This window comes from Klebsiella sp. P1927 (genome assembly GCF_018204675.1).
Taxonomy (GTDB): Bacteria; Pseudomonadota; Gammaproteobacteria; order Enterobacterales; family Enterobacteriaceae; genus Klebsiella; species Klebsiella pneumoniae.
This window is the reverse complement of sequence record NZ_CP073378.1, coordinates 132,157-152,467: the sequence shown is the minus strand read 5'-3', so window position 1 is coordinate 152,467 and position 20,311 is coordinate 132,157. Positions and strand designations below refer to the sequence as shown.

22 protein-coding genes and 2 pseudogenes are annotated in these 20,311 nt (G+C 55.6%); 17 read left to right on the top strand and 7 right to left on the bottom strand.

Features of this window, described 5'->3' with window-relative positions; genetic code table 11:
• Window positions 1-232 precede the first annotated feature (232 nt).
• Together aac(3)-IId and KB892_RS27995 are read left to right on the top strand one after the other, a co-directional pair.
• Window positions 233-1,093: an aminoglycoside N-acetyltransferase AAC(3)-IId gene (aac(3)-IId, locus tag KB892_RS28000; protein ID WP_000557454.1), complete on the top strand. Its 861-nt coding sequence runs from the start codon at window positions 233-235 to the stop codon at window positions 1,091-1,093.
• 12 nt (window positions 1,094-1,105) lie between these two features.
• Window positions 1,106-1,648, top strand: a complete 543-nt coding sequence (locus KB892_RS27995; RefSeq protein WP_000587837.1) for an AAA family ATPase — start codon at window positions 1,106-1,108, stop codon at window positions 1,646-1,648.
• Between the two features lie 481 nt (window positions 1,649-2,129).
• Here KB892_RS27995 and KB892_RS27990 read toward each other — a convergent pair whose 3' ends face one another.
• The gene (locus KB892_RS27990) at window positions 2,130-2,321 is read right to left on the bottom strand and encodes a hypothetical protein (RefSeq protein WP_000951934.1); all 192 of its coding nucleotides are present in this window, start codon (window positions 2,319-2,321) and stop codon (window positions 2,130-2,132) included.
• A 23-nt stretch (window positions 2,322-2,344) separates the two neighbouring features.
• Between KB892_RS27990 and KB892_RS27985 the strand changes: the two genes are divergently transcribed.
• From KB892_RS27985 to KB892_RS27970, 4 genes are all read left to right on the top strand, one after another.
• Window positions 2,345-2,572, top strand: coding sequence for a hypothetical protein (locus tag KB892_RS27985; RefSeq protein ID WP_000248278.1), 228 nt, complete (start codon window positions 2,345-2,347; stop codon window positions 2,570-2,572).
• A 50-nt stretch (window positions 2,573-2,622) separates the two neighbouring features.
• The gene (locus KB892_RS27980; RefSeq protein ID WP_000080860.1) at window positions 2,623-3,759 is read left to right on the top strand and encodes a protein NO VEIN domain-containing protein; all 1,137 of its coding nucleotides are present in this window, start codon (window positions 2,623-2,625) and stop codon (window positions 3,757-3,759) included.
• A gap of 114 nt (window positions 3,760-3,873) precedes the next feature.
• Window positions 3,874-5,244 carry an IS1182-like element ISCfr1 family transposase gene (locus tag KB892_RS27975; protein ID WP_000971921.1) on the top strand — a complete coding sequence of 457 codons (1,371 nt, stop codon included), beginning with the start codon at window positions 3,874-3,876 and terminating at the stop codon, window positions 5,242-5,244.
• A gap of 820 nt (window positions 5,245-6,064) precedes the next feature.
• A complete protein-coding gene (locus KB892_RS27970; protein WP_000027057.1) occupies window positions 6,065-6,925 on the top strand; it encodes a broad-spectrum class A beta-lactamase TEM-1 in 861 nt (286 codons plus the stop codon).
• Between the two features lie 525 nt (window positions 6,926-7,450).
• Here the strand turns inward: KB892_RS27970 and KB892_RS27965 are convergent.
• A complete protein-coding gene (locus KB892_RS27965) occupies window positions 7,451-8,455 on the bottom strand; it encodes an IS110-like element IS5075 family transposase (RefSeq protein ID WP_000427619.1) in 1,005 nt (334 codons plus the stop codon).
• Between the two features lie 78 nt (window positions 8,456-8,533).
• Entirely contained in the window at window positions 8,534-8,968 is a 435-nt protein-coding gene (merR, locus tag KB892_RS27960; protein ID WP_000429836.1) for an Hg(II)-responsive transcriptional regulator, read from the bottom strand.
• Window positions 8,969-9,039: 71 nt separating this feature from the next.
• On the opposite strand from merR, the gene KB892_RS27955 reads away from it, so the two are divergent.
• The 11 genes and pseudogenes from KB892_RS27955 (at window position 9,040) to KB892_RS27905 (ending at window position 17,420) form a co-directional block, all read left to right on the top strand.
• Complete coding sequence (locus KB892_RS27955) at window positions 9,040-9,390, top strand: mercuric transport protein MerT (protein ID WP_001294663.1); 351 nt, start codon at window positions 9,040-9,042, stop codon at window positions 9,388-9,390.
• Window positions 9,391-9,403: 13 nt separating this feature from the next.
• The gene (gene merP, locus KB892_RS27950; protein ID WP_000732292.1) at window positions 9,404-9,679 is read left to right on the top strand and encodes a mercury resistance system periplasmic binding protein MerP; all 276 of its coding nucleotides are present in this window, start codon (window positions 9,404-9,406) and stop codon (window positions 9,677-9,679) included.
• Window positions 9,680-9,714: 35 nt separating this feature from the next.
• Window positions 9,715-10,137, top strand: a complete 423-nt coding sequence (merC, locus tag KB892_RS27945) for an organomercurial transporter MerC (protein ID WP_001340589.1) — start codon at window positions 9,715-9,717, stop codon at window positions 10,135-10,137.
• 51 nt (window positions 10,138-10,188) lie between these two features.
• Window positions 10,189-11,883: a mercury(II) reductase gene (gene merA / locus KB892_RS27940; protein ID WP_000105636.1), complete on the top strand. Its 1,695-nt coding sequence runs from the start codon at window positions 10,189-10,191 to the stop codon at window positions 11,881-11,883.
• A gap of 17 nt (window positions 11,884-11,900) precedes the next feature.
• Entirely contained in the window at window positions 11,901-12,263 is a 363-nt protein-coding gene (gene merD, locus KB892_RS27935; protein WP_001277456.1) for a mercury resistance co-regulator MerD, read from the top strand.
• A complete protein-coding gene (gene merE / locus KB892_RS27930; RefSeq protein WP_000993386.1) occupies window positions 12,260-12,496 on the top strand; it encodes a broad-spectrum mercury transporter MerE in 237 nt (78 codons plus the stop codon). The genes merD and merE overlap by 4 nt, the downstream gene beginning before the upstream one ends.
• A gap of 35 nt (window positions 12,497-12,531) precedes the next feature.
• Entirely contained in the window at window positions 12,532-13,200 is a 669-nt protein-coding gene (locus KB892_RS27925; protein WP_001300294.1) for an EAL domain-containing protein, read from the top strand.
• 74 nt (window positions 13,201-13,274) lie between these two features.
• Window positions 13,275-14,525 (top strand): annotated as a pseudogene (locus KB892_RS27920) (transposase); the annotation flags it as partial.
• Between the two features lie 64 nt (window positions 14,526-14,589).
• Window positions 14,590-15,294 carry an IS6-like element IS26 family transposase gene (locus tag KB892_RS27915; RefSeq protein WP_001067855.1) on the top strand — a complete coding sequence of 235 codons (705 nt, stop codon included), beginning with the start codon at window positions 14,590-14,592 and terminating at the stop codon, window positions 15,292-15,294.
• 113 nt (window positions 15,295-15,407) lie between these two features.
• Window positions 15,408-16,442, top strand: a pseudogene (locus tag KB892_RS27910) (IS481 family transposase); the annotation flags it as partial.
• A 717-nt stretch (window positions 16,443-17,159) separates the two neighbouring features.
• Window positions 17,160-17,420 carry a hypothetical protein gene (locus KB892_RS27905; RefSeq protein ID WP_004026352.1) on the top strand — a complete coding sequence of 87 codons (261 nt, stop codon included), beginning with the start codon at window positions 17,160-17,162 and terminating at the stop codon, window positions 17,418-17,420.
• Between the two features lie 109 nt (window positions 17,421-17,529).
• On the opposite strand, the gene KB892_RS27900 is transcribed toward KB892_RS27905, so the two are convergent.
• The 4 genes from KB892_RS27900 to umuD all read right to left on the bottom strand — a co-directional run bounded on the left by KB892_RS27900 (window position 17,530) and on the right by umuD (window position 20,234).
• On the bottom strand, window positions 17,530-18,000 hold the full coding sequence (locus KB892_RS27900) for an RES family NAD+ phosphorylase (protein WP_004026354.1): 471 nt from the start codon (window positions 17,998-18,000) through the stop codon (window positions 17,530-17,532).
• On the bottom strand, window positions 17,997-18,440 hold the full coding sequence (locus tag KB892_RS27895; RefSeq protein ID WP_004181895.1) for a type II RES/Xre toxin-antitoxin system antitoxin: 444 nt from the start codon (window positions 18,438-18,440) through the stop codon (window positions 17,997-17,999). Before KB892_RS27895 ends, KB892_RS27900 begins: the two co-directional genes overlap by 4 nt.
• 100 nt (window positions 18,441-18,540) lie before the next feature.
• The gene (gene umuC, locus KB892_RS27890) at window positions 18,541-19,812 is read right to left on the bottom strand and encodes a translesion error-prone DNA polymerase V subunit UmuC (protein ID WP_004181894.1); all 1,272 of its coding nucleotides are present in this window, start codon (window positions 19,810-19,812) and stop codon (window positions 18,541-18,543) included.
• The gene (gene umuD, locus KB892_RS27885) at window positions 19,812-20,234 is read right to left on the bottom strand and encodes a translesion error-prone DNA polymerase V autoproteolytic subunit (RefSeq protein WP_004181893.1); all 423 of its coding nucleotides are present in this window, start codon (window positions 20,232-20,234) and stop codon (window positions 19,812-19,814) included. The genes umuC and umuD overlap by 1 nt, the downstream gene beginning before the upstream one ends.
• Window positions 20,235-20,311 lie beyond the last annotated feature (77 nt).

Below are 20,311 nucleotides of genomic sequence, written 5' to 3'. Positions count from 1 at the left end.
GTGCAGCTCCATCAGCAAAAGGGGATGATAAGTTTATCACCACCGACTATTTGCAACAGTGCCGTTTACTCATATATACTTTAGATTGATTTAAAACTTCATTTTTAATTTAAAAGGATCTAGGTGAAGATCCTTTTTGATAATCTCATGACCAAAATCCCTTAACGTGAGTTTTCGTTCCACTGAGCGTCAGACCCCGTATAGTGTTTTGCAGTTTAGAGGAGATATCGCGATGCATACGCGGAAGGCAATAACGGAGGCGCTTCAAAAACTCGGAGTCCAAACCGGTGACCTCTTGATGGTGCATGCCTCACTTAAAGCGATTGGTCCGGTCGAAGGAGGAGCGGAGACGGTCGTTGCCGCGTTACGCTCCGCGGTTGGGCCGACTGGCACTGTGATGGGATACGCGTCGTGGGACCGATCACCCTACGAGGAGACTCTGAATGGCGCTCGGCTGGATGACGAAGCCCGCCGTACCTGGCTGCCGTTCGATCCCGCAACAGCCGGGACTTACCGTGGGTTCGGCCTGCTGAATCAATTTCTGGTTCAAGCCCCCGGCGCGCGGCGCAGCGCGCACCCCGATGCATCGATGGTCGCGGTTGGTCCGCTGGCTGAAACGCTGACGGAGCCTCACGAACTCGGTCACGCCTTGGGGGAAGGATCGCCCGTCGAGCGGTTCGTTCGCCTTGGCGGGAAGGCCCTGCTGTTGGGTGCGCCGCTAAACTCCGTTACCGCATTGCACTACGCCGAGGCGGTTGCCGATATCCCCAACAAACGGTGGGTGACGTATGAGATGCCGATGCTTGGAAGAGACGGTGAAGTCGCCTGGAAAACGGCATCGGATTACGATTCAAACGGCATTCTCGATTGCTTTGCTATCGAAGGAAAGCCGGATGCGGTTGAAACTATAGCAAATGCTTACGTGAAGCTCGGTCGCCATCGAGAAGGTGTCGTGGGCTTTGCTCAGTGCTACCTGTTCGACGCGCAGGACATCGTGACGTTCGGCGTCACCTATCTTGAGAAGCATTTCGGAACCACTCCGATCGTGCCTCCGCACGAGGCCGTCGAGCGCTCTTGCGAGCCTTCAGGTTAGAGGCCGTCGACAATGATAATCTGGATCAACGGACCTTTCGGCGCCGGAAAGACGACGCTCGCTAAGCGGCTGCGCGATCGGCGTTCCAAATCGCTGATCTTTGACCCCGAGGAAATCGGGTTCGTGGTGAAAGAAACGGTCCCCATGCCAGCGAGCGGAGACTATCAGGATCTCCCCTTGTGGAGGGGACTTACGATCGCGGCGGTCAGGGAGATTCGAAGGAATTACTCGCAGGACATCATCATCCCAATGACGCTCGTGCACCCGGACTATCTGACTGAGATACTCGACGGGGTAAGGCGGATCGACGATCAGCTGCTGCACATCTTTCTGACGCTCAACGAGGACCTATTGCGTCACCGGATCGCGAACCAGACCATGCATCCTGACCCGAATCGAAATGCGGAGATTCGAGAGTGGCGATTAGCGAATGTCGCCCGATGCTTGGCCGCAAGGGAACGGCTTCCATGCACAACCCGTGTTCTCGATAGTGGTGCACACACCAGCGATGAACTCGCAGCGATGGTGCTCGACGGAATCGATGGGCGCACCTGATCGCCTTCGACGCCTGCGCAAAGCGTAGCGCGAGGGTGGCGGGCTCACGACCAAACGCCCAGAGGTCGATCATCGCAGGGATGTTTGGCTTTGTGGTGCGGACGACGGGACTCGAACCCGTACTCTCACAGAGAAGCAGATTTTCGTACCACCTCGACTTTCGCCGCCGTCTGATGACGTTCGTGGTCTGGACTGTCCCTTCGCCATTGCCCGAAGGCTTTAGGCGCCGCCCGTCCAGTCTCTACACCTTCCCCCGAAGGGGCTTGGCTCGGGATTGGCTTAGGGTATTGCCCGTTAGCGTTCCCCGACTTTGAGCGGTTCTACTCCGCGGATTTCCCCGCGGGCACTCCAATTTTAAAGTCTGCTGCGTCTACCGATTTCGCCACGTCCGCCTTTTTTCGCCGTTCCTAGCGCTCGTGCGATGCACCTATGTTGCACCTAGCGCCGAATCGTTCTTCGTCATCCTGAAAAACCACGTCTCCTAAAGCCTTGCATAGCTTATCTTTTCTCCACCACGAACTTTTTTGTGGGATGGTAGAAAAAAAGACTTTTTAAGTCCGCTGGCTTGCCAGGCCTTGTTAGCTTGTACGGTCATGGTTATCGGGTAAAGAATATTGACGGCATCGCTGGTGTCGGTGGCTGAAAAGCCGGCTCCCATCAGGGCAATAGCCATTTCAGATGCAGGCGTACAGGGCAATGGTCAACAGCTACAGCCTGTCTGACGATTCCGGCGTCATGGCTGCGGCGGCTATCACGCATTTTTTGTTCGGTCAGGCGGTGTTTTCGTACCTCAATGGTTGGAGCGTGTTGATCGGACCTGGTACAGGTTTGGACAGCACGGGCTGCAAATACGCAAGGGATTTAATGGGCCTGGTGGCGTTCACGGCTTTTATCGTGACGTTTCTGTTCAGGGGCTACTCATAATCTCGTGGCTCGGCGGTTCCCGGCACACCATGACAGTAAGGAAGGACCCTGTGTCTCAACTCTCCCAGCTTCGAAGCCCCGCCGCCGTGCAGGCTGCCATCGATGAGTTCGTGCAACTGGGCCGCACGAAATTCCTGGCGCGCCACGGCTACGGCAAGTCCCGCGACTTCCTGGTACGTGATCCGAAGACCGGCACCGATTGCGATTCCAAGGCCATCGCCGGTGTGGCCTTCGGCAAGCAATTTCCCGAGCAGGGCCCGCTCACTGCTGACAGCTTCTCCGGTGGCGAGGCGACCGTCGTTCCGGCGCTGACGCGGCTCGGGTTTCGCATCATTCGCATCGGCGAAGACTGGTCCGAAGAAGAGGTCCTGGCCACGGTCGAAGACTATTTCGACATGCTGCGTGCCGAGGCGGCTGGGGAGCCGTACAACAAGTCCGAGCACAACCAGGCACTGCGCCAACTGCTGAACGGTCGCAGCAAGTCTTCAGTCGAGCTCAAGCACCAGAACATTAGCGCCGTACTCGATGCCCTGGGCCTGCCCTATATCAACGGCTACAAGCCACGCGGCAACAGCCAACTGCTGCTGCGTAAATCCGTACACGCCTACGTTCTGGAACATCAGCAGACGGTCGGCGCTCTTGTCGATGCCCTGGAGGAGGTAAAACTTCCGGGTGACAAAACCTACCGAGCGGCTTTGGTAGAACCACCCGCCCGTGAAGTGCTTGTGCGTACCCCGGCATCTCTACGGCAACGCCTACCGCGAAAGTTCGATTATGCCGCTCGCGATGAAGCCAACCGCAAGCTGGGCCGGGCAGGGGAGCAGTGGGTGATTGGCTACGAACAGCAACGCCTGACCGAGCTCGGCCACCCAGAGCTTTTTCAGCGGCTGGATTGGGTGTCCGACACCCAGGGAGACGGTGCGGGGTTCGACATCCTGTCGTTCGAAGAGGACGCCCATGAGCGCTTCATCGAGGTGAAAACCACCAATGGCGGGGTAGGCTCGTCTTTCTTGGTCAGCCACAACGAACTCGAATTCTCCAAGGAGGCGGGCGATCAATTCCATCTGTATCGCGTGTTCCAGTTTCGGGACGGTCCGCGCCTGTTCACGCTACCCGGCGACCTCAGCCAACATGTGCATCTCAAGCCGACGGACTACCGGGCGAGTTTCCGGAGTTTGGTGGGGTAAAGGCAGGGTTCTGTTGAGCCGAATGGCTGTGTGCGGCCGATTCTGTTGAAAAAGTAGCGGCCTCCCCATGCCGTTGGCAAAATTGCTTTGTCAGCGAGCGTGGGGGCGAACAGCATGATGGGACAGTTACCGGGAGGACAGCAGCGCCTGTTCTACTCGTTCAATCTGGAAGATCACGTCCCGGCCCAACATCTCCTGCGCAGCATCGACCAGTGCTTGGATCTCAGTGATCTACGTGCCTACCTGGCAGATTTCTATAGCCCCATCGGGCGTCCCTCGATTGACCCGGAGTTGATGGTGCGCATGCTGGTCGTCGGCTACTGCTATGGCATTCGTTCCGAGCGGCGATTGTGCGAAGAGGTGCACCTGAACCTGGCCTATCGCTGGTTCTGCCGGTTGGGTCTGGAAGACGAAGTCCCCAATCACTCGACCTTCTCGAAGAATCGCCATGGGCGTTTTCGTGACAGCGATCTATTCCGCTGGTTATTCAATGAGGTGCTGCGGCGCTGCATGGCAGCCGGCCTAGTCAAGGGTGAAGGTTTCGCCGTCGACGCCAGCATCATTAAGGCGGATGCCAGCCGGCAACGTGGGGTGGCGGGAGATGAGGTCGATTGGAACGATCCAAAGCTCAGCAGCCGCGCAGTGCGCGAGTACCTCGAAGCCCTTGATGAAGAGGCGCTGGCTGAGGCTCTTCCCAAGAAAATTTCGCTCACTGATCCTCAGTCCCGTTGGACAGCAGCGCCAGGTGGCCCGGCCTTTTTTGCCTACTCCACGAATTACCTGATCGACACTGAGCACGGTGTGATCATGGACGTGGAAGCTACCCCGGCGCACCGTACCGCCGAAGTCGATTCGACTAGGACGATGGTCGAGCGTGTCGAGGCGCAGTTCGATCTCACACCGGAACGCCTTATCGGCGATACCGCTTATGGCACCGCCCCGATGCTGGCCTGGATGGTCGAAGAAAAGGACATCGAACCGCATGTGCCGGTGTGGGACAAGACCGAGCGCAAGGACGACAGCCTCTCCAGTAACGACTTTCACTGGAGTCAGGACGCCAATGAATATCGCTGCCCAGCCGGCAAACCGCTACGCAGTGAATGGCGCGCCTTCACCCAGCAAAGGTCGCGGGTAACTAAGGCCAAAACCGTCATTTACCGCTCCAGCCAAACCGACTGCGCCACCTGCCCGTTGAAAGCGAAATGCTGCCCCAACACGCCGAATCGGAAGATCGTCCGCAGCATCCATGAGGCTGCCCGCGACGTGGCTCGACGCATCGCCAAGACACCGGAGTACCTCGTCTCTCGCTGCGAACGAAAGAAGGTGGAGATGCTTTTCGCCCACCTCAAACGGATCATGAAACTCGACCGTTTACGACTGCGTGGCCTAACGGGTGCCACTGACGAATTCACCTTGGCTGCGATGGTGCAGAACCTGCGCCGCATGGCCAAGCTTTTGCCTCAAGGGCCACCGCTGACGGGATAGGTATGCCTGCTACGAGCAGAAACCCTCAAATTAACCCTTAAACCTGAGCAAGGACGCTCAGTGAAACGCCGGAAGGCAACTTGAAGTGGCTTGCAGCCACTTCGACAGCAGGCACACCTGATCGGCAGGCTGCCGCTAAAGCTACTTTTTCAACAGAATCGGCCGATTTGTGCCGGTCGTCAAGGACCGCTTCGGATCACTCTCAACCGGATCGCGGGCCAGCTGATTTGCTAAAACCCGCGCCAAACTCAACGAAGGATTTCGCATGATCCGTTTTTTTTGGCGATCACGCTCGGCCTGATGGTTGGCTGCTCGTCGAGTTCAAGTTCGATCTGATCAGTGAGCGGTAGCGCAAGTGGATCGCCTCAGCCAAGCAGCGTTGTTGCCGGCGGCCGGAAGAAAGCCTTGAACTAGTAGCGGAAAGGATGAAACTTTATTTTTACGATTCTCAGCATTTTCCAAGGTTGAGCGAAAATTAGGATGATACTTTAATGATTCCGGCCTCCATCCCCACAAAACGCTTGCAGATGGCAGAATTGAAATAAGTCATTGTTTTAAATGGATTTTTGCAGGAATTGCTACGTTGCAGGGTCCTGTAGTTAGGATGACACTTTATTTTCCTCCCACAGGCCTCGTGATACGCCTATTTTTATAGGTTAATGTCATGATAATAATGGTTTCTTAGACGTCAGGTGGCACTTTTCGGGGAAATGTGCGCGGAACCCCTATTTGTTTATTTTTCTAAATACATTCAAATATGTATCCGCTCATGAGACAATAACCCTGGTAAATGCTTCAATAATATTGAAAAAGGAAGAGTATGAGTATTCAACATTTTCGTGTCGCCCTTATTCCCTTTTTTGCGGCATTTTGCCTTCCTGTTTTTGCTCACCCAGAAACGCTGGTGAAAGTAAAAGATGCTGAAGATCAGTTGGGTGCACGAGTGGGTTACATCGAACTGGATCTCAACAGCGGTAAGATCCTTGAGAGTTTTCGCCCCGAAGAACGTTTTCCAATGATGAGCACTTTTAAAGTTCTGCTATGTGGTGCGGTATTATCCCGTGTTGACGCCGGGCAAGAGCAACTCGGTCGCCGCATACACTATTCTCAGAATGACTTGGTTGAGTACTCACCAGTCACAGAAAAGCATCTTACGGATGGCATGACAGTAAGAGAATTATGCAGTGCTGCCATAACCATGAGTGATAACACTGCTGCCAACTTACTTCTGACAACGATCGGAGGACCGAAGGAGCTAACCGCTTTTTTGCACAACATGGGGGATCATGTAACTCGCCTTGATCGTTGGGAACCGGAGCTGAATGAAGCCATACCAAACGACGAGCGTGACACCACGATGCCTGCAGCAATGGCAACAACGTTGCGCAAACTATTAACTGGCGAACTACTTACTCTAGCTTCCCGGCAACAATTAATAGACTGGATGGAGGCGGATAAAGTTGCAGGACCACTTCTGCGCTCGGCCCTTCCGGCTGGCTGGTTTATTGCTGATAAATCTGGAGCCGGTGAGCGTGGGTCTCGCGGTATCATTGCAGCACTGGGGCCAGATGGTAAGCCCTCCCGTATCGTAGTTATCTACACGACGGGGAGTCAGGCAACTATGGATGAACGAAATAGACAGATCGCTGAGATAGGTGCCTCACTGATTAAGCATTGGTAACTGTCAGACCAAGTTTACTCATATATACTTTAGATTGATTTAAAACTTCATTTTTAATTTAAAAGGATCTAGGTGAAGATCCTTTTTGATAATCTCATGACCAAAATCCCTTAACGTGAGTTTTCGTTCCACTGAGCGTCAGACCCCTTATCTGAACATAAAACACTATCAATAAGTTGGAGTCATTACCCCCCGGACGAGTGGGAATCCATGGTAGGGATTTTTACCGAAATGGAAGAACACTATTAGGGGGCACCTCAGAAAACGGAATCTATGGTCACTCCCGTTTTTGCAACACCGATTTTGACGACAAGTTGGCTTGCTTGAATCTATCCGGCGTCTGAATGGGATTTTATTCCCGCGCCTCGATGAGTTCCGCGCCTGATGAACCTCCAGAAAATATACGGCTTCAATGAGCCTTTCCGTTTTACAGGTTCCTCAACAGGCCGGTGGGCCGTTAGTATCATCAATATCAGTATTCGCAAAACCAGATGAATGATTGTTTAAACTGGTGTATTTCTGCCTTTATGCTTCGTAAGTTTGCTGTCGCGCCGTCAGTGCCCAGGCTATTCTGGCCAGCTTGTTTGCCAGAGCACAGGTGACGACAAAGTTGCTTTTCCGACACAACAACTCCCTGACCCAGTCGGCCAACTTGCCAGACTGGTGTTCCAGTTTTTGTATGAATACCCTGGCACACTGAACCAACAAAGTTCGGATCTTTTTGTTGCCCCGCTTGCTAATCCCTAACAATGTCGTCCGACCTCCCGTGCTGTACTGTCGGGGTACCAGCCCTGTTGCCGCCGCAAAGTCACGGCTGCTGGCGTACTGCTTCCCGTCGCCAATCTCAGTTGAAATAGTACTGGCAGTCAGCGTTCCAACGCAGGGAATACTCAGCAAGCGCTGTCCAACCTCATCTTCGTCCAACTTTCGTTTCAACTGAGATTCCAGATCTTTAATCTGCTCAACAAGATAGTGATAATGCTGTTGTAATTTCAGCAGTAACTGGCTGAGATAAAGAGGCAAACTACTGTCCTCAAGAAGGGTACTCAGTCGACTAATAACGGCAGCACCTCGCGGAACGCTGATACCAAATTCCAGCAGAAAAGCATGCATCTGATTAGTTGTTTTCACCTTATCCTGAACCAGGGATTCACGGACACGATGCAGAGCTCGCATTGCCTGCTGAGATTCGGTTCTGGGCTGCACGAAACGCATAGATGGACGTGATGCTGCTTCACAGATAGCTTCAGCATCAACGAAGTCATTTTTGTTGCTTTTAACGAATGGGCGGACAAATTGCGGTGATATCAGCTTTGGAAAATGCCCTAACTCTTCCAGCTTGCGTGCCATAAAGTGAGAACCGCCACAGGCTTCCATCGCGATGGTTGTTGCCGGGCATGTCGCCAGAAATTCGATTAGCTTTGGTCGGGTGAATTTTTTACGGTAAACGGCCTTCCCACGATGATCCTGACAATGAATATGGAAAGAGTTCTTACCCAGATCGATACCAATAAGCGCAATGTTTTCCATGATGGTTCTCCGAATGAAAGCCTGTCCTCAGCATAGTACTGGGAAGGAGGGAGTGACCATCTCATTAAATAAAGCACGCTAAGGCATAGCTGACCTTGCCAGGCCTGCTTCGCCCTGTAGTGACGCGATCAACGGGCAGGAAACATTCCCCTTTCGTGCATGGCAGGCGCACACGAGTTCAGACAGCACGGTTTCCATGCGCGCCAAGTCGGCCATCTTCTCGCGCACGTCCTTGAGCTTGTGTTCGGCCAGGCTGCTGGCCTCCTCGCAGTGGGTGCCATCGTCGAGCCGCAACAGCTCGGCAATCTCGTCCAGACTGAACCCCAGCCGCTGTGCCGATTTCACGAATTTCACCCGAACCACGTCCGCCTCCCCATAGCGGCGGATGCTGCCGTAAGGCTTGTCCGGTTCCCGCAACAGGCCCTTGCGCTGATAGAAGCGGATTGTCTCCACGTTGACCCCGGCCGCCTTGGCAAAAACGCCAATGGTCAGGTTTTCCAAATTATTTTCCATATCGCTTGACTCCGTACATGAGTACGGAAGTAAGGTTACGCTATCCAATCCAAATTCAAAAGGGCCAACGTATGTCTGAACCACAAAACGGGCGCGGTGCGCTCTTCGCCGGCGGGCTGGCCGCCATTCTTGCATCGACCTGCTGCCTGGGGCCGCTAGTACTGGTCGCCCTGGGCTTCTCCGGTGCTTGGATCGGCAACCTGACGGTGCTGGAACCCTATCGACCGTTGTTCATCGGCGCGGCGCTAGTGGCGCTGTTCTTCGCCTGGAAGCGGATTTACCGGCCCGTGCAGGCATGCAAGCCAGGTGAGGTCTGCGCGATTCCGCAGGTGCGCGCCACCTACAAGCTGATTTTCTGGATCGTGGCCGTGCTGGTCCTGGTCGCGCTTGGATTTCCCTATGTCGTTCCATTTTTCTATTAACCAGGAGTTCATCATGAAGAAACTGTTTGCCTCCCTTGCCCTCGCCGCCGCTGTTGCCCCGGTGTGGGCCGCTACCCAGACCGTCACGCTAGCGGTTCCCGGCATGACTTGCGCCGCCTGCCCGATCACAGTCAAGAAAGCGCTCTCCAAGGTCGAAGGCGTGAGCAAGGTCGATGTGGGCTTCGAGAAGCGCGAGGCCGTCGTCACTTTTGACGACACCAAGGCCAGCGTACAGAAGCTGACCAAGGCCACCGCAGACGCCGGCTATCCGTCCAGCGTCAAGCAGTGAGCCAGCAAGCCAACGACAACAGCGAGAGCCGCTTCATGGGACTGATGACACGCATTGCCGATAAAACCGGCGCGCTCGGCAGCGTCGTTTCCGCGATGGGCTGCGCCGCCTGCTTTCCAGCCCTCGCCAGCTTCGGCGCGGCCATCGGGCTGGGCTTCTTGAGCCAGTACGAGGGACTGTTCATCAGCCGCCTGCTGCCGCTGTTTGCCGCGCTGGCCTTCCTGGCGAACGCGCTGGGTTGGTTCAGTCATCGGCAATGGCTGCGCAGTCTGCTCGGCATGATCGGCCCGGCCATCGTGTTTGCGGCCACGGTCTGGCTGCTCGGCAACTGGTGGACGGCGAACCTGATGTACGTCGGCCTGGCCTTGATGATTGGGGTGTCGATCTGGGACTTCGTGTCGCCGGCGCATCGCCGTTGCGGACCGGACGGCTGCGAACTCCCCGCCAAGCGCTTGTGAAAGACGGCTGACCGTGCGACACGGCGGCCCACACGAATAAGGAACGATGGTATGAGCACTCTCAAAATCACCGGCATGACTTGCGACTCGTGCGCAGTGCATGTCAAGGACGCCCTGGAGAAAGTGCCCGGCGTGCAATCAGCGGATGTCTCCTACGCCAAGGGCAGCGCCAAGCTCGCCATTGAGGTCGGCACGTCACCCGACGCGCTGACGGCCGCTGTAGCTGGACTCGGTTATCGGGCCACGCTGGCCGATGCCCCCTCAGTTTCGACGCCGGGCGGATTGCTCGACAAGATGCGCGATCTGCTGGGCAGAAACGACAAGACGGGTAGCAGCGGCGCATTGCATATCGCCGTCATCGGCAGCGGCGGGGCCGCGATGGCAGCGGCGCTGAAGGCCGTCGAGCAAGGCGCACGTGTCACGCTGATCGAGCGCGGCACCATCGGCGGCACCTGCGTCAATGTCGGTTGTGTGCCGTCCAAGATCATGATCCGCGCCGCCCATATCGCCCATCTGCGCCGGGAAAGCCCGTTCGATGGCGGCATCGCCGCTACCACGCCGACCATCCAGCGCACGGCGCTGCTGGCCCAGCAGCAGGCCCGCGTCGATGAACTGCGCCACGCCAAGTACGAAGGCATCTTGGAGGGCAATCCGGCGATCACTGTGCTGCACGGCTCCGCCCGCTTTAAGGACAATCGCAACCTGATCGTGCAACTCAACGACGGCGGCGAGCGCGTGGTGGCATTCGACCGCTGCCTGATCGCCACCGGCGCGAGCCCGGCCGTGCCGCCGATTCCCGGCCTGAAAGACACTCCGTACTGGACTTCCACTGAAGCGCTGGTCAGCGAGACGATTCCTAAGCGCCTGGCCGTGATTGGCTCATCAGTGGTGGCGCTGGAGCTGGCGCAGGCGTTCGCCCGACTCGGAGCGAAGGTGACGATCCTGGCTCGCAGCACGCTGTTCTTCCGCGAAGACCCAGCTATAGGCGAAGCCGTCACGGCCGCATTCCGCATGGAGGGCATCGAGGTGAGGGAACACACCCAGGCCAGCCAGGTCGCGTATATCAATGGTGAAGGGGACGGCGAATTCGTGCTCACCACGGCGCACGGCGAACTGCGCGCCGACAAGCTGCTGGTCGCCACCGGCCGCGCGCCCAACACACGCAAGCTGGCACTGGATGCGACGGGCGTCACGCTCACCCCGCAAGGCGCTATCGTCATCGACCCCGGCATGCGTACAAGCGTGGAACACATCTACGCCGCAGGCGACTGCACCGACCAGCCGCAGTTCGTCTATGTGGCGGCAGCGGCCGGCACTCGCGCCGCGATCAACATGACCGGCGGTGACGCGGCCCTGAACCTGACCGCGATGCCGGCCGTGGTGTTCACCGACCCGCAAGTGGCGACCGTAGGCTACAGCGAGGCGGAAGCGCACCATGACGGCATCAAAACTGATAGTCGCACGCTAACGCTGGACAACGTGCCGCGCGCGCTCGCCAACTTCGACACGCGCGGCTTCATCAAACTGGTGGTTGAAGAAGGCAGCGGACGACTGATCGGCGTGCAGGCAGTGGCCCCGGAAGCGGGCGAACTGATCCAGACGGCCGCACTGGCGATTCGCAACCGGATGACGGTGCAGGAACTGGCCGACCAGTTGTTCCCCTACCTGACGATGGTCGAAGGGTTGAAGCTCGCGGCGCAGACCTTCAACAAGGATGTGAAGCAGCTTTCCTGCTGCGCCGGGTGAGGACAAGGAGGTGTGCGATGAGCGCCTACACGGTATCGCAACTGGCCCATAACGCTGGGGTGAGCGTACATATCGTGCGCGACTACCTGGTGCGCGGCTTGTTACGGCCGGTGGCCTGCACCACGGGCGGCTACGGCGTGTTCGACGATGCGGCCTTGCAACGGCTGTGCTTCGTGCGCGCGGCCTTCGAGGCGGGTATCGGCCTGGATGCCCTGGCGCGGCTGTGCCGTGCGCTCGACGCAGCGGACGGCGCACAAGCCGCAGCGCAGCTTGCCGTGCTGCGCCAGTTGGTCGAGCGGCGGCGCGCGGCGTTGGCCCATCTGGACGCGCAACTGGCCTCCATGCCAGCCGAGCGGGCGCACGAGGAGGCATTGCCGTGAACGCCCCTGACAAACTGCCGCCCGAGACGCGCCAACCCGTTTCCGGCTACCTGTGGGGTGCGCTGGCCGTGTTGACCTGCCCCTGCCATCTGCCGATTCTCGCCGCCGTGCTGGCCGGGACGACCGCCGGTGCCTTCCTTGGCGAGCATTGGGGTGTTGCCGCGCTCGCGCTGACCGGCTTGTTCGTTCTGGCCGTAACGCGGCTGCTGCGCGCCTTCCGGGGCGGATCATGACGAGTTCGCAGCCCGCCGGATGGACGGCGGCCGAGTTGGCGCAGGCGGCGGCGCGCGGACAGCTTGACCTGCATTACCAGCCGCTGGTCGATCTGCGCGATCACCGGATCGCTGGCGCGGAAGCGTTGATGCGCTGGCGGCATCCGAGGCTTGGCCTGTTGCCGCCCGGCCAGTTCCTGCCGCTGGCCGAGTCGTTCGGCCTGATGCCGGAAATAGGCGCGTGGGTGCTGGGCGAGGCCTGTCGCCAGATGCACAAGTGGCAAGGACCGGCATGGCAACCGTTCCGTCTTGCCATCAATGTGTCCGCCAGCCAGGTTGGGCCAACGTTCGACGACGAGGTAAAGCGGGTGCTGGCCGATATGGCCCTGCCCGCCGAGCTTCTGGAGATCGAACTGACCGAATCGGTCGCATTCGGCAATCCAGCCCTGTTCGCCAGTTTCGACGCCTTGCGCGCCATCGGCGTGCGCTTCGCCGCCGACGACTTCGGCACCGGCTATTCCTGCCTGCAACATCTGAAATGCTGCCCCATCACCACATTGAAAATCGACCAATCCTTTGTCGCCAGGCTCCCGGATGATGCCCGTGACCAAACTATCGTGCGGGCGGTGATCCAGCTCGCGCACGGGCTGGGCATGGATGTCATTTTCAGAAGACGACTGCACCAGTTGATTGGGCGTAATGGCTGTTGTGCAGCCAGCTCCTGACAGTTCAATATCAGAAGTGATCTGCACCAATCTCGACTATGCTCAATACTCGTGTGCACCAAAGCGAGGTGAGCATGGCGACGGACACCCCACGGATTCCAGAACAAGGCGTGGCCACTCTGCCTGATGAGGCTTGGGAGCGTGCGCGCCGTCGTGCGGAGATCATCAGTCCGTTGGCGCAGTCGGAGACGGTCGGGCACGAAGCGGCCGATATGGCGGCTCAGGCGCTGGGCTTGTCTCGGCGCCAGGTATACGTTCTGATCCGGCGTGCCCGGCAAGGCAGCGGCCTCGTGACGGATCTGGTGCCCGGCCAGTCCGGTGGAGGTAAAGGTAAGGGGCGCTTGCCGGAACCGGTCGAGCGCGTCATCCACGAGCTACTGCAAAAGCGGTTCCTGACCAAGCAGAAGCGCAGCCTAGCGGCCTTTCACCGCGAAGTCACTCAGGTGTGCAAGGCTCAAAAACTGCGAGTGCCGGCGCGCAATACCGTGGCCTTACGGATCGCTAGCCTTGACCCGCGCAAGGTCATCCGCCGGCGGGAAGGCCAGGATGCCGCTCGTGACCTACAAGGTGTGGGCGGCGAGCCTCCTGCCGTGACCGCGCCGCTGGAGCAGGTGCAGATAGACCATACGGTCATCGACCTGATCGTGGTCGATGACCGCGACCGGCAACCTATTGGCCGCCCGTACCTGACCCTCGCCATCGACGTGTTCACCCGCTGCGTGCTCGGCATGGTCGTCACGCTGGAAGCGCCGTCTGCCGTTTCGGTTGGCCTGTGCCTCGTGCATGTCGCCTGCGACAAGCGCCCTTGGCTGGAAGGACTGAACGTGGAAATGGATTGGCAGATGAGCGGCAAGCCCTTGCTGCTCTACCTAGACAACGCGGCCGAGTTCAAGAGCGAGGCCCTGCGCCGGGGTTGCGAGCAGCATGGCATCCGGCTGGACTATCGCCCGCTGGGACAGCCGCACTATGGCGGCATCGTGGAACGGATCATCGGCACGGCGATGCAGATGATTCACGACGAACTGCCGGGAACGACCTTCTCCAACCCTGACCAGCGCGGCGACTACGATTCCGAAAACAAGGCCGCCCTGACGCTGCGCGAGCTAGAGCGCTGGCTCACATTGGCGGTCGGCACCTACCACGGTTCGGTGCACAACGGCCTGCTCCAACCGCCGGCCGCGCGCTGGGCCGAGGCCGTGGCGCGTGTCGGCGTACCGGCCGTCGTCACACGCGCTACTTCGTTCCTGGTCGATTTTCTGCCGATCCTCCGGCGCACGCTGACCCGCACCGGCTTTGTCATCGACCACATCCACTACTACGCCGATGGGCACTGTTGCAAATAGTCGGTGGTGATAAACTTATCATCCCCTTTTGCTGATGGAGCTGCACATGAACCCATTCAAAGGCCGGCATTTTCAGCGTGACATCATTCTGTGGGCCGTACGCTGGTACTGCAAATACGGCATCAGTTACCGTGAGCTGCAGGAGATGCTGGCTGAACGCGGAGTGAATGTCGATCACTCCACGATTTACCGCTGGGTTCAGCGTTATGCGCCTGAAATGGAAAAACGGCTGCGCTGGTACTGGCGTAACCCTTCCGATCTTTGCCCGTGGCACATGGATGAAACCTACGTGAAGGTCAATGGCCGCTGGGCGTATCTGTACCGGGCCGTCGACAGCCGGGGCCGCACTGTCGATTTTTATCTCTCCTCCCGTCGTAACAGCAAAGCTGCATACCGGTTTCTGGGTAAAATCCTCAACAACGTGAAGAAGTGGCAGATCCCGCGATTCATCAACACGGATAAAGCGCCCGCCTATGGTCGCGCGCTTGCTCTGCTCAAACGCGAAGGCCGGTGCCCGTCTGACGTTGAACACCGACAGATTAAGTACCGGAACAACGTGATTGAATGCGATCATGGCAAACTGAAACGGATAATCGGCGCCACGCTGGGATTTAAATCCATGAAGACGGCTTACGCCACCATCAAAGGTATTGAGGTGATGCGTGCACTACGCAAAGGCCAGGCCTCAGCATTTTATTATGGTGATCCCCTGGGCGAAATGCGCCTGGTAAGCAGAGTTTTTGAAATGTAAGGCCTTTGAATAAGACAAAAGGCTGCCTCATCGCTAACTTTGCAACAGTGCCGGATGTGTAAGTTCACACAGATATTGCAATTGCCTCAGAACACTAAAGGAGGGATTGCCAGATGTTGATGCAGCATATCGGTGTCGGCTATTTTGGGTATTACCGAGCAACTGCTTATGCGATGAAACACTCTCTTATGCCCGAGATTGCGAAGTTAAGAATGAAGGCTCTGAACTTCTGGGATAAGCACGGGATCCGTGCCGCAGCTGATGCTTTTGACGTATCAACGCGAACACTCTACTGGTGGCGCCGGTTACTGCGCACCGGTGGTCCAGAAGCACTAATTCCAAGAAGCAAAGCCCCTCTGGTTCGCCGTTCAAGGCACTGGCATCCTGATGTACTCAAGGAGATCAGGCGTCTGAGAACTGAGTTACCCAATCTCGGCAAAGAGCAGATTTTTGTCAGGCTGAAACCATGGTGTGAAGCGCGGCATTTTACCTGTCCCAGCACGTCAACCATTGGAAGAATCATTGCTGGTGCTCACGATAAAATGCGGATGATCCCCGTACGCCTCAGCGCCAGGGGCAAAGCCCGGTTGATAAAAAAACGCTCAGTGAAGCCCAGAAGACCAAAACAATACCGCCCGGTAAAAACAGGCGAACTCATAGGGATGGACGCGATTGAACTCAGGATGGGGGACCTACGCCGCTATATCATTACCATGATCGACGAGCACAGCGACTATGCGCTGGCCCTGGCGGTCCCTTCACTCAACAGCGATATTACCAGCCATTTCTTCAGCAAGGCCACAAAGCTCTTTCCTGTCGCTATCAGACAAGTTGTCACTGACAACGGTAAGGAGTTCCTCGGTAACTTTGATAAAACGCTACAGGAAGCCTCGATTAAACACATCTGGACCTATCCGTACACACCGAAAATGAATGCGACCTGTGAGCGATTTAACCGGACACTTAGAGAACAATTTATTGAATTCAATGAATTGTTGCTTTTTGAGGACCTGAATTTGTTTAATCAAAGAATGGCTGAATATCTGGTGCTGTATAACAGCAAAAGGCCACATAAATCACTCGAACTGATGACGCCAGTGGACTATATTTTACGTGAGAGTAAAAATTGCAATATGTGGTGGACCCATACATCTCCTTGCCTTACGGCAGCTAAGAGGCTACTCTGTTGGTGTCTAGTCAAGCAGATGGCCTCGTGTGGTTTGTTAATGAAAATTAACGTCCTACGGGGCTTTCTTCTTTCTGCCTCACAACATCAAAACACTCAAACATCATGAGGCAAAAAGCCTCAAGCGCCGACACCATTATACCGTGTTTACTCCCATCCTCCCAGGGCTAATAAGCTGGTAAGTTAATAACTTTTAAGATGGTTTCCGCCGTGTTTCTGCCCTGCATCCCGGCATCTGCTGGAGTTCAGTCATGAATTTTCCCCTCTGTCGATATGCTCCGGTTACCACTTCTGCGCCGTCCAGTGTAGCGGTTCTGTGCAGACGCAATGTAGTGCCAGAACAACCCCCTTGTTCGCCAGCTGCGCCCATGTCTGATGTTAACCAAACGACTCAGCTACCAGATTGAAGATTTACGCCCAAATAGAGGTCTACGCCTATGACAAAATTCTCCAGGCAATATCAGATATCAGTAGCGTCATATCCGAAAGAGATTTTTAAAGTCACTTTTCCTGATTGTATTTCTTTCAAAATATAATGACGGTAAGGTTATTTAGCCAATTGACGCGCCACTTGAATAAGTTATTATTACTTACAGGCACTCTGAACTATCAGCAATTTCACAGACTCAACAATGCCTGTAGAAATATCTTTGTATCGGTATTATTTAAGGAATCAATTATGACACTCACTGCATATTACCAGCTAAGGAATACAAAAGCCGCAGGTCTTGGTTTCGAATTGCTGACCAGTGAACCGGGAGCCTTTATTGTGCTGGAAGAATGCAGTTATGAGAAACCGTATGAAATTGCCCGCTATGGGCATAACGGGAGTGCAGGCGATCGTTCGAATGCGTTCAGCTGCGCGATGAATAAAGCCCGTAGTCTGCAGAATTACAGTGGAGCAAAACTGGATTACAACGTTTACGAAGAAACTGCCTGAATCATCCTGTAATAGCTGTGTGTAGTCTTTGCCCGCCGCTGGCGGGCTTTTTTATGTGACACCGGGCAGGAGCGCCAGGCATCATGACAGCGCCCTATCCTCTCTTGCTTCACTTCCTGTCAGGTTTAAGACGACTATCAAACCGGAACGGTATCTGTTGAGCCTTCTGCACGATCCCGTAAAACTCAGGGTGCTCAGGATTTAACAGATAATTGAACTCTACCGGCGATAAGGCTGAGGGAACACGCAGTGCAACCGAGCTCCTGGTAAATGACCAGGCATCTCCGTAATCAGCCAGTTCCTGAGGCGCATCCTCATCAGCCCAGTTGCCCGGTAATTCATCCATGTTTGCGCTTTGTATCAGTTCATCAGGCACATCGATACTCAGTAGCGTGAAAGAGTCCATTATCTGTGCCGCATGCAGGTGTACCAGGGTCTCCAGCATCGTTAGTGATGCCGTTTCGGAGACATATACCATTGACACCCCCACGCTATTCCAGCGCCCACCAGCCTCTTTCGCACCATATCCGGTCCAGGCCGTAGAAAGATACTTTGTTTTCGTCAGCCTGTAGAGGATCACGAGTACACCCCATGCTCCAGACGCGTAATCAGCTTAATGACCTCATAGGCTCCCGTTTCGGATGCCATCAGGTCTGCTGGCACTTTCCAGCTCAATGCCCGGTTAGGTTCGTTCAACCACTTCTGTGCGGCTTCCCTGTCGCCTTCAAACAAATCTACCGCCCGATCAATAACGCGGATAATCCGTACCAGACGTTCACTTTGTTCCGGGTTAAAACGTGCCTTCACACTGCGGCTAAATGTGGTTGACGGGATACCGGACATTTTTCTCAGGTCATTCTGGGTTATTCTGGCCCAGTCAGTGATCCGGTTCACCACCTTCCCGTCCAGGCCTTCATTGATTTGGCCCAGGAGCGCTACACCATCAGCATTATTTAACCCGGCAACCTGCCAGAGGCGCTGTGGTCTGGCTGGAGTTGAGGACAAACTAAAAGTTTTCATAGCAAACCTCCATTTGGTCATTATATTATACCCAAATGGTAACACCAGAGCAAATATCAACCACCAGCAGACGGAAGGCATTTTTCCTGATTGCGATAACTCAGAGTGTAGCGATCGGTATCGAGTCCCACCTCGTTGTGTAGGCTGGAGAGAGCATATCTCTCTTCATTGACCACGCCGGTGCGATGCCACGACCGGCAAACCATACTTTGCCTTTGCCTGAGTTGTTTATCGTATCCAGTACGTTCATGAGCGCGTCACTGTTTGCATACGACCTCCCTTCATCAAATAACGATAGCTGGGTAACTCCGCAGGGACGGAAATCGTTGAGCATGACTCCCGCCTTTGCATAGTTATGTCCTTCTTTCCAGATTTTATCCAGAGCCCGGCCAGCCGCCGCGATAATGTCCCGCGTATCACGTGATGGAATGCAGAGCTGTTCGCTGGAGACTTTGCTGTAATAGGGTTCATGTTTTGAAAAAGGCGAGGTTTTTATGAAAACTGATACCTGACCGCAGTATTGACGTTCCTGGCGCAATTTTTCCGCAGCACGTTCAGCATACTGGCAAATTGCCTGCCGCATGGATTCATACGTTGTTATACGCTGCCCAAAGCTCCTGCTGCATATGATCTGTTGTTTTGGTGGCGGGGCATCCTCCAGGTCGATACAACTTTCTCCCCGTAGTTCCCTCACTGTTCGTTCAAGAACTACGGTGAAGTTTCGTCTTATGAATGCAGGGTTAGTACGAGCCAGCTCCAGCGCAGTGGTTATGCCCATTGCATGAAGCTTACTTGTGGTTCGTCCACCAACCCCCCACACCTCCTCTACCGGCATCAGAGAAAGCATCTTATCTATCCGATTACGCTGGCCTGCAGTCAGTGCGAGTACCCCTCCGAACTGGGGCCAGGTCTTACTGGAATACTGGCAGGCTTTCGCAAGGGTTTTTGTAGGGGCCAAGCCTACCCCTATCGTCAGTCCAGTGCAGCGGAAAACATGATCCCTTAGCTGATGTCCGTATTCCTCAAACGTCATGCAGTTATCAATCCCACCAGCCCAAATAAAAGACTCATCGATGGAATACTCTTCGACACGGGATGATAATTCCTCCAGGCAGAAATGTACTCTGGCGCTCATGCTGGCATACAGCTCGTAGTTACTGGAGAAGGCAATCACGGGCTCCGGGAAGCGCTGCTCACGCAACTTAAACCAGGGTAAACCCATAGGAATGCCGAATTTTTTGGCCAGTTTACAACGAGCTATAACGCAGCCGTCGTTGTTAGAAAGGACGACCACTGGTTTATCGCGTAAATCGGGTCTGAAGCATTTCTCAACACTGCAATAAAAGCTGTTCACATCCGCCAGAGCATACATTACAGATTACCCCGGGCACGATGAACCCAATGAGTCACCACGCCAAAAATTGTCAGTTCATCGGGGTCTGGGTAAATTGGTGAATAAGCATTGTTCATAGGCAACAGGGCCAGTCTGGGAGTGGTCTGGAGCTGTTTAACAGTGAAGCCGCCGTCCACCTCGGCGATCACGATATCGCGATGTTGAGGACGCAGAGAACGGTCCACCACCAGCAAATCTCCATCACGCATACCGACATCCTGCATGCTGTTTCCCTGAGCTCGCACGAAATATGTTGCGGATGGATGCCTGATGCAATAATCGTTCAGGTCTAGCTCACTGGAAGTATAATCCTGGGCAGGGCTGGGGAAGCCAGCTGCACACCGCTCGAGAAATAAAGGGATGGCGATTTTCTCAGGATTTTCCATTGGAATTAAGAACATAGGCACAACCTCCGATCACTTAAAAACGTCGCGGTAGGGATACCCGTTACCGGATACCCCCCGCACAGATCCCGGCG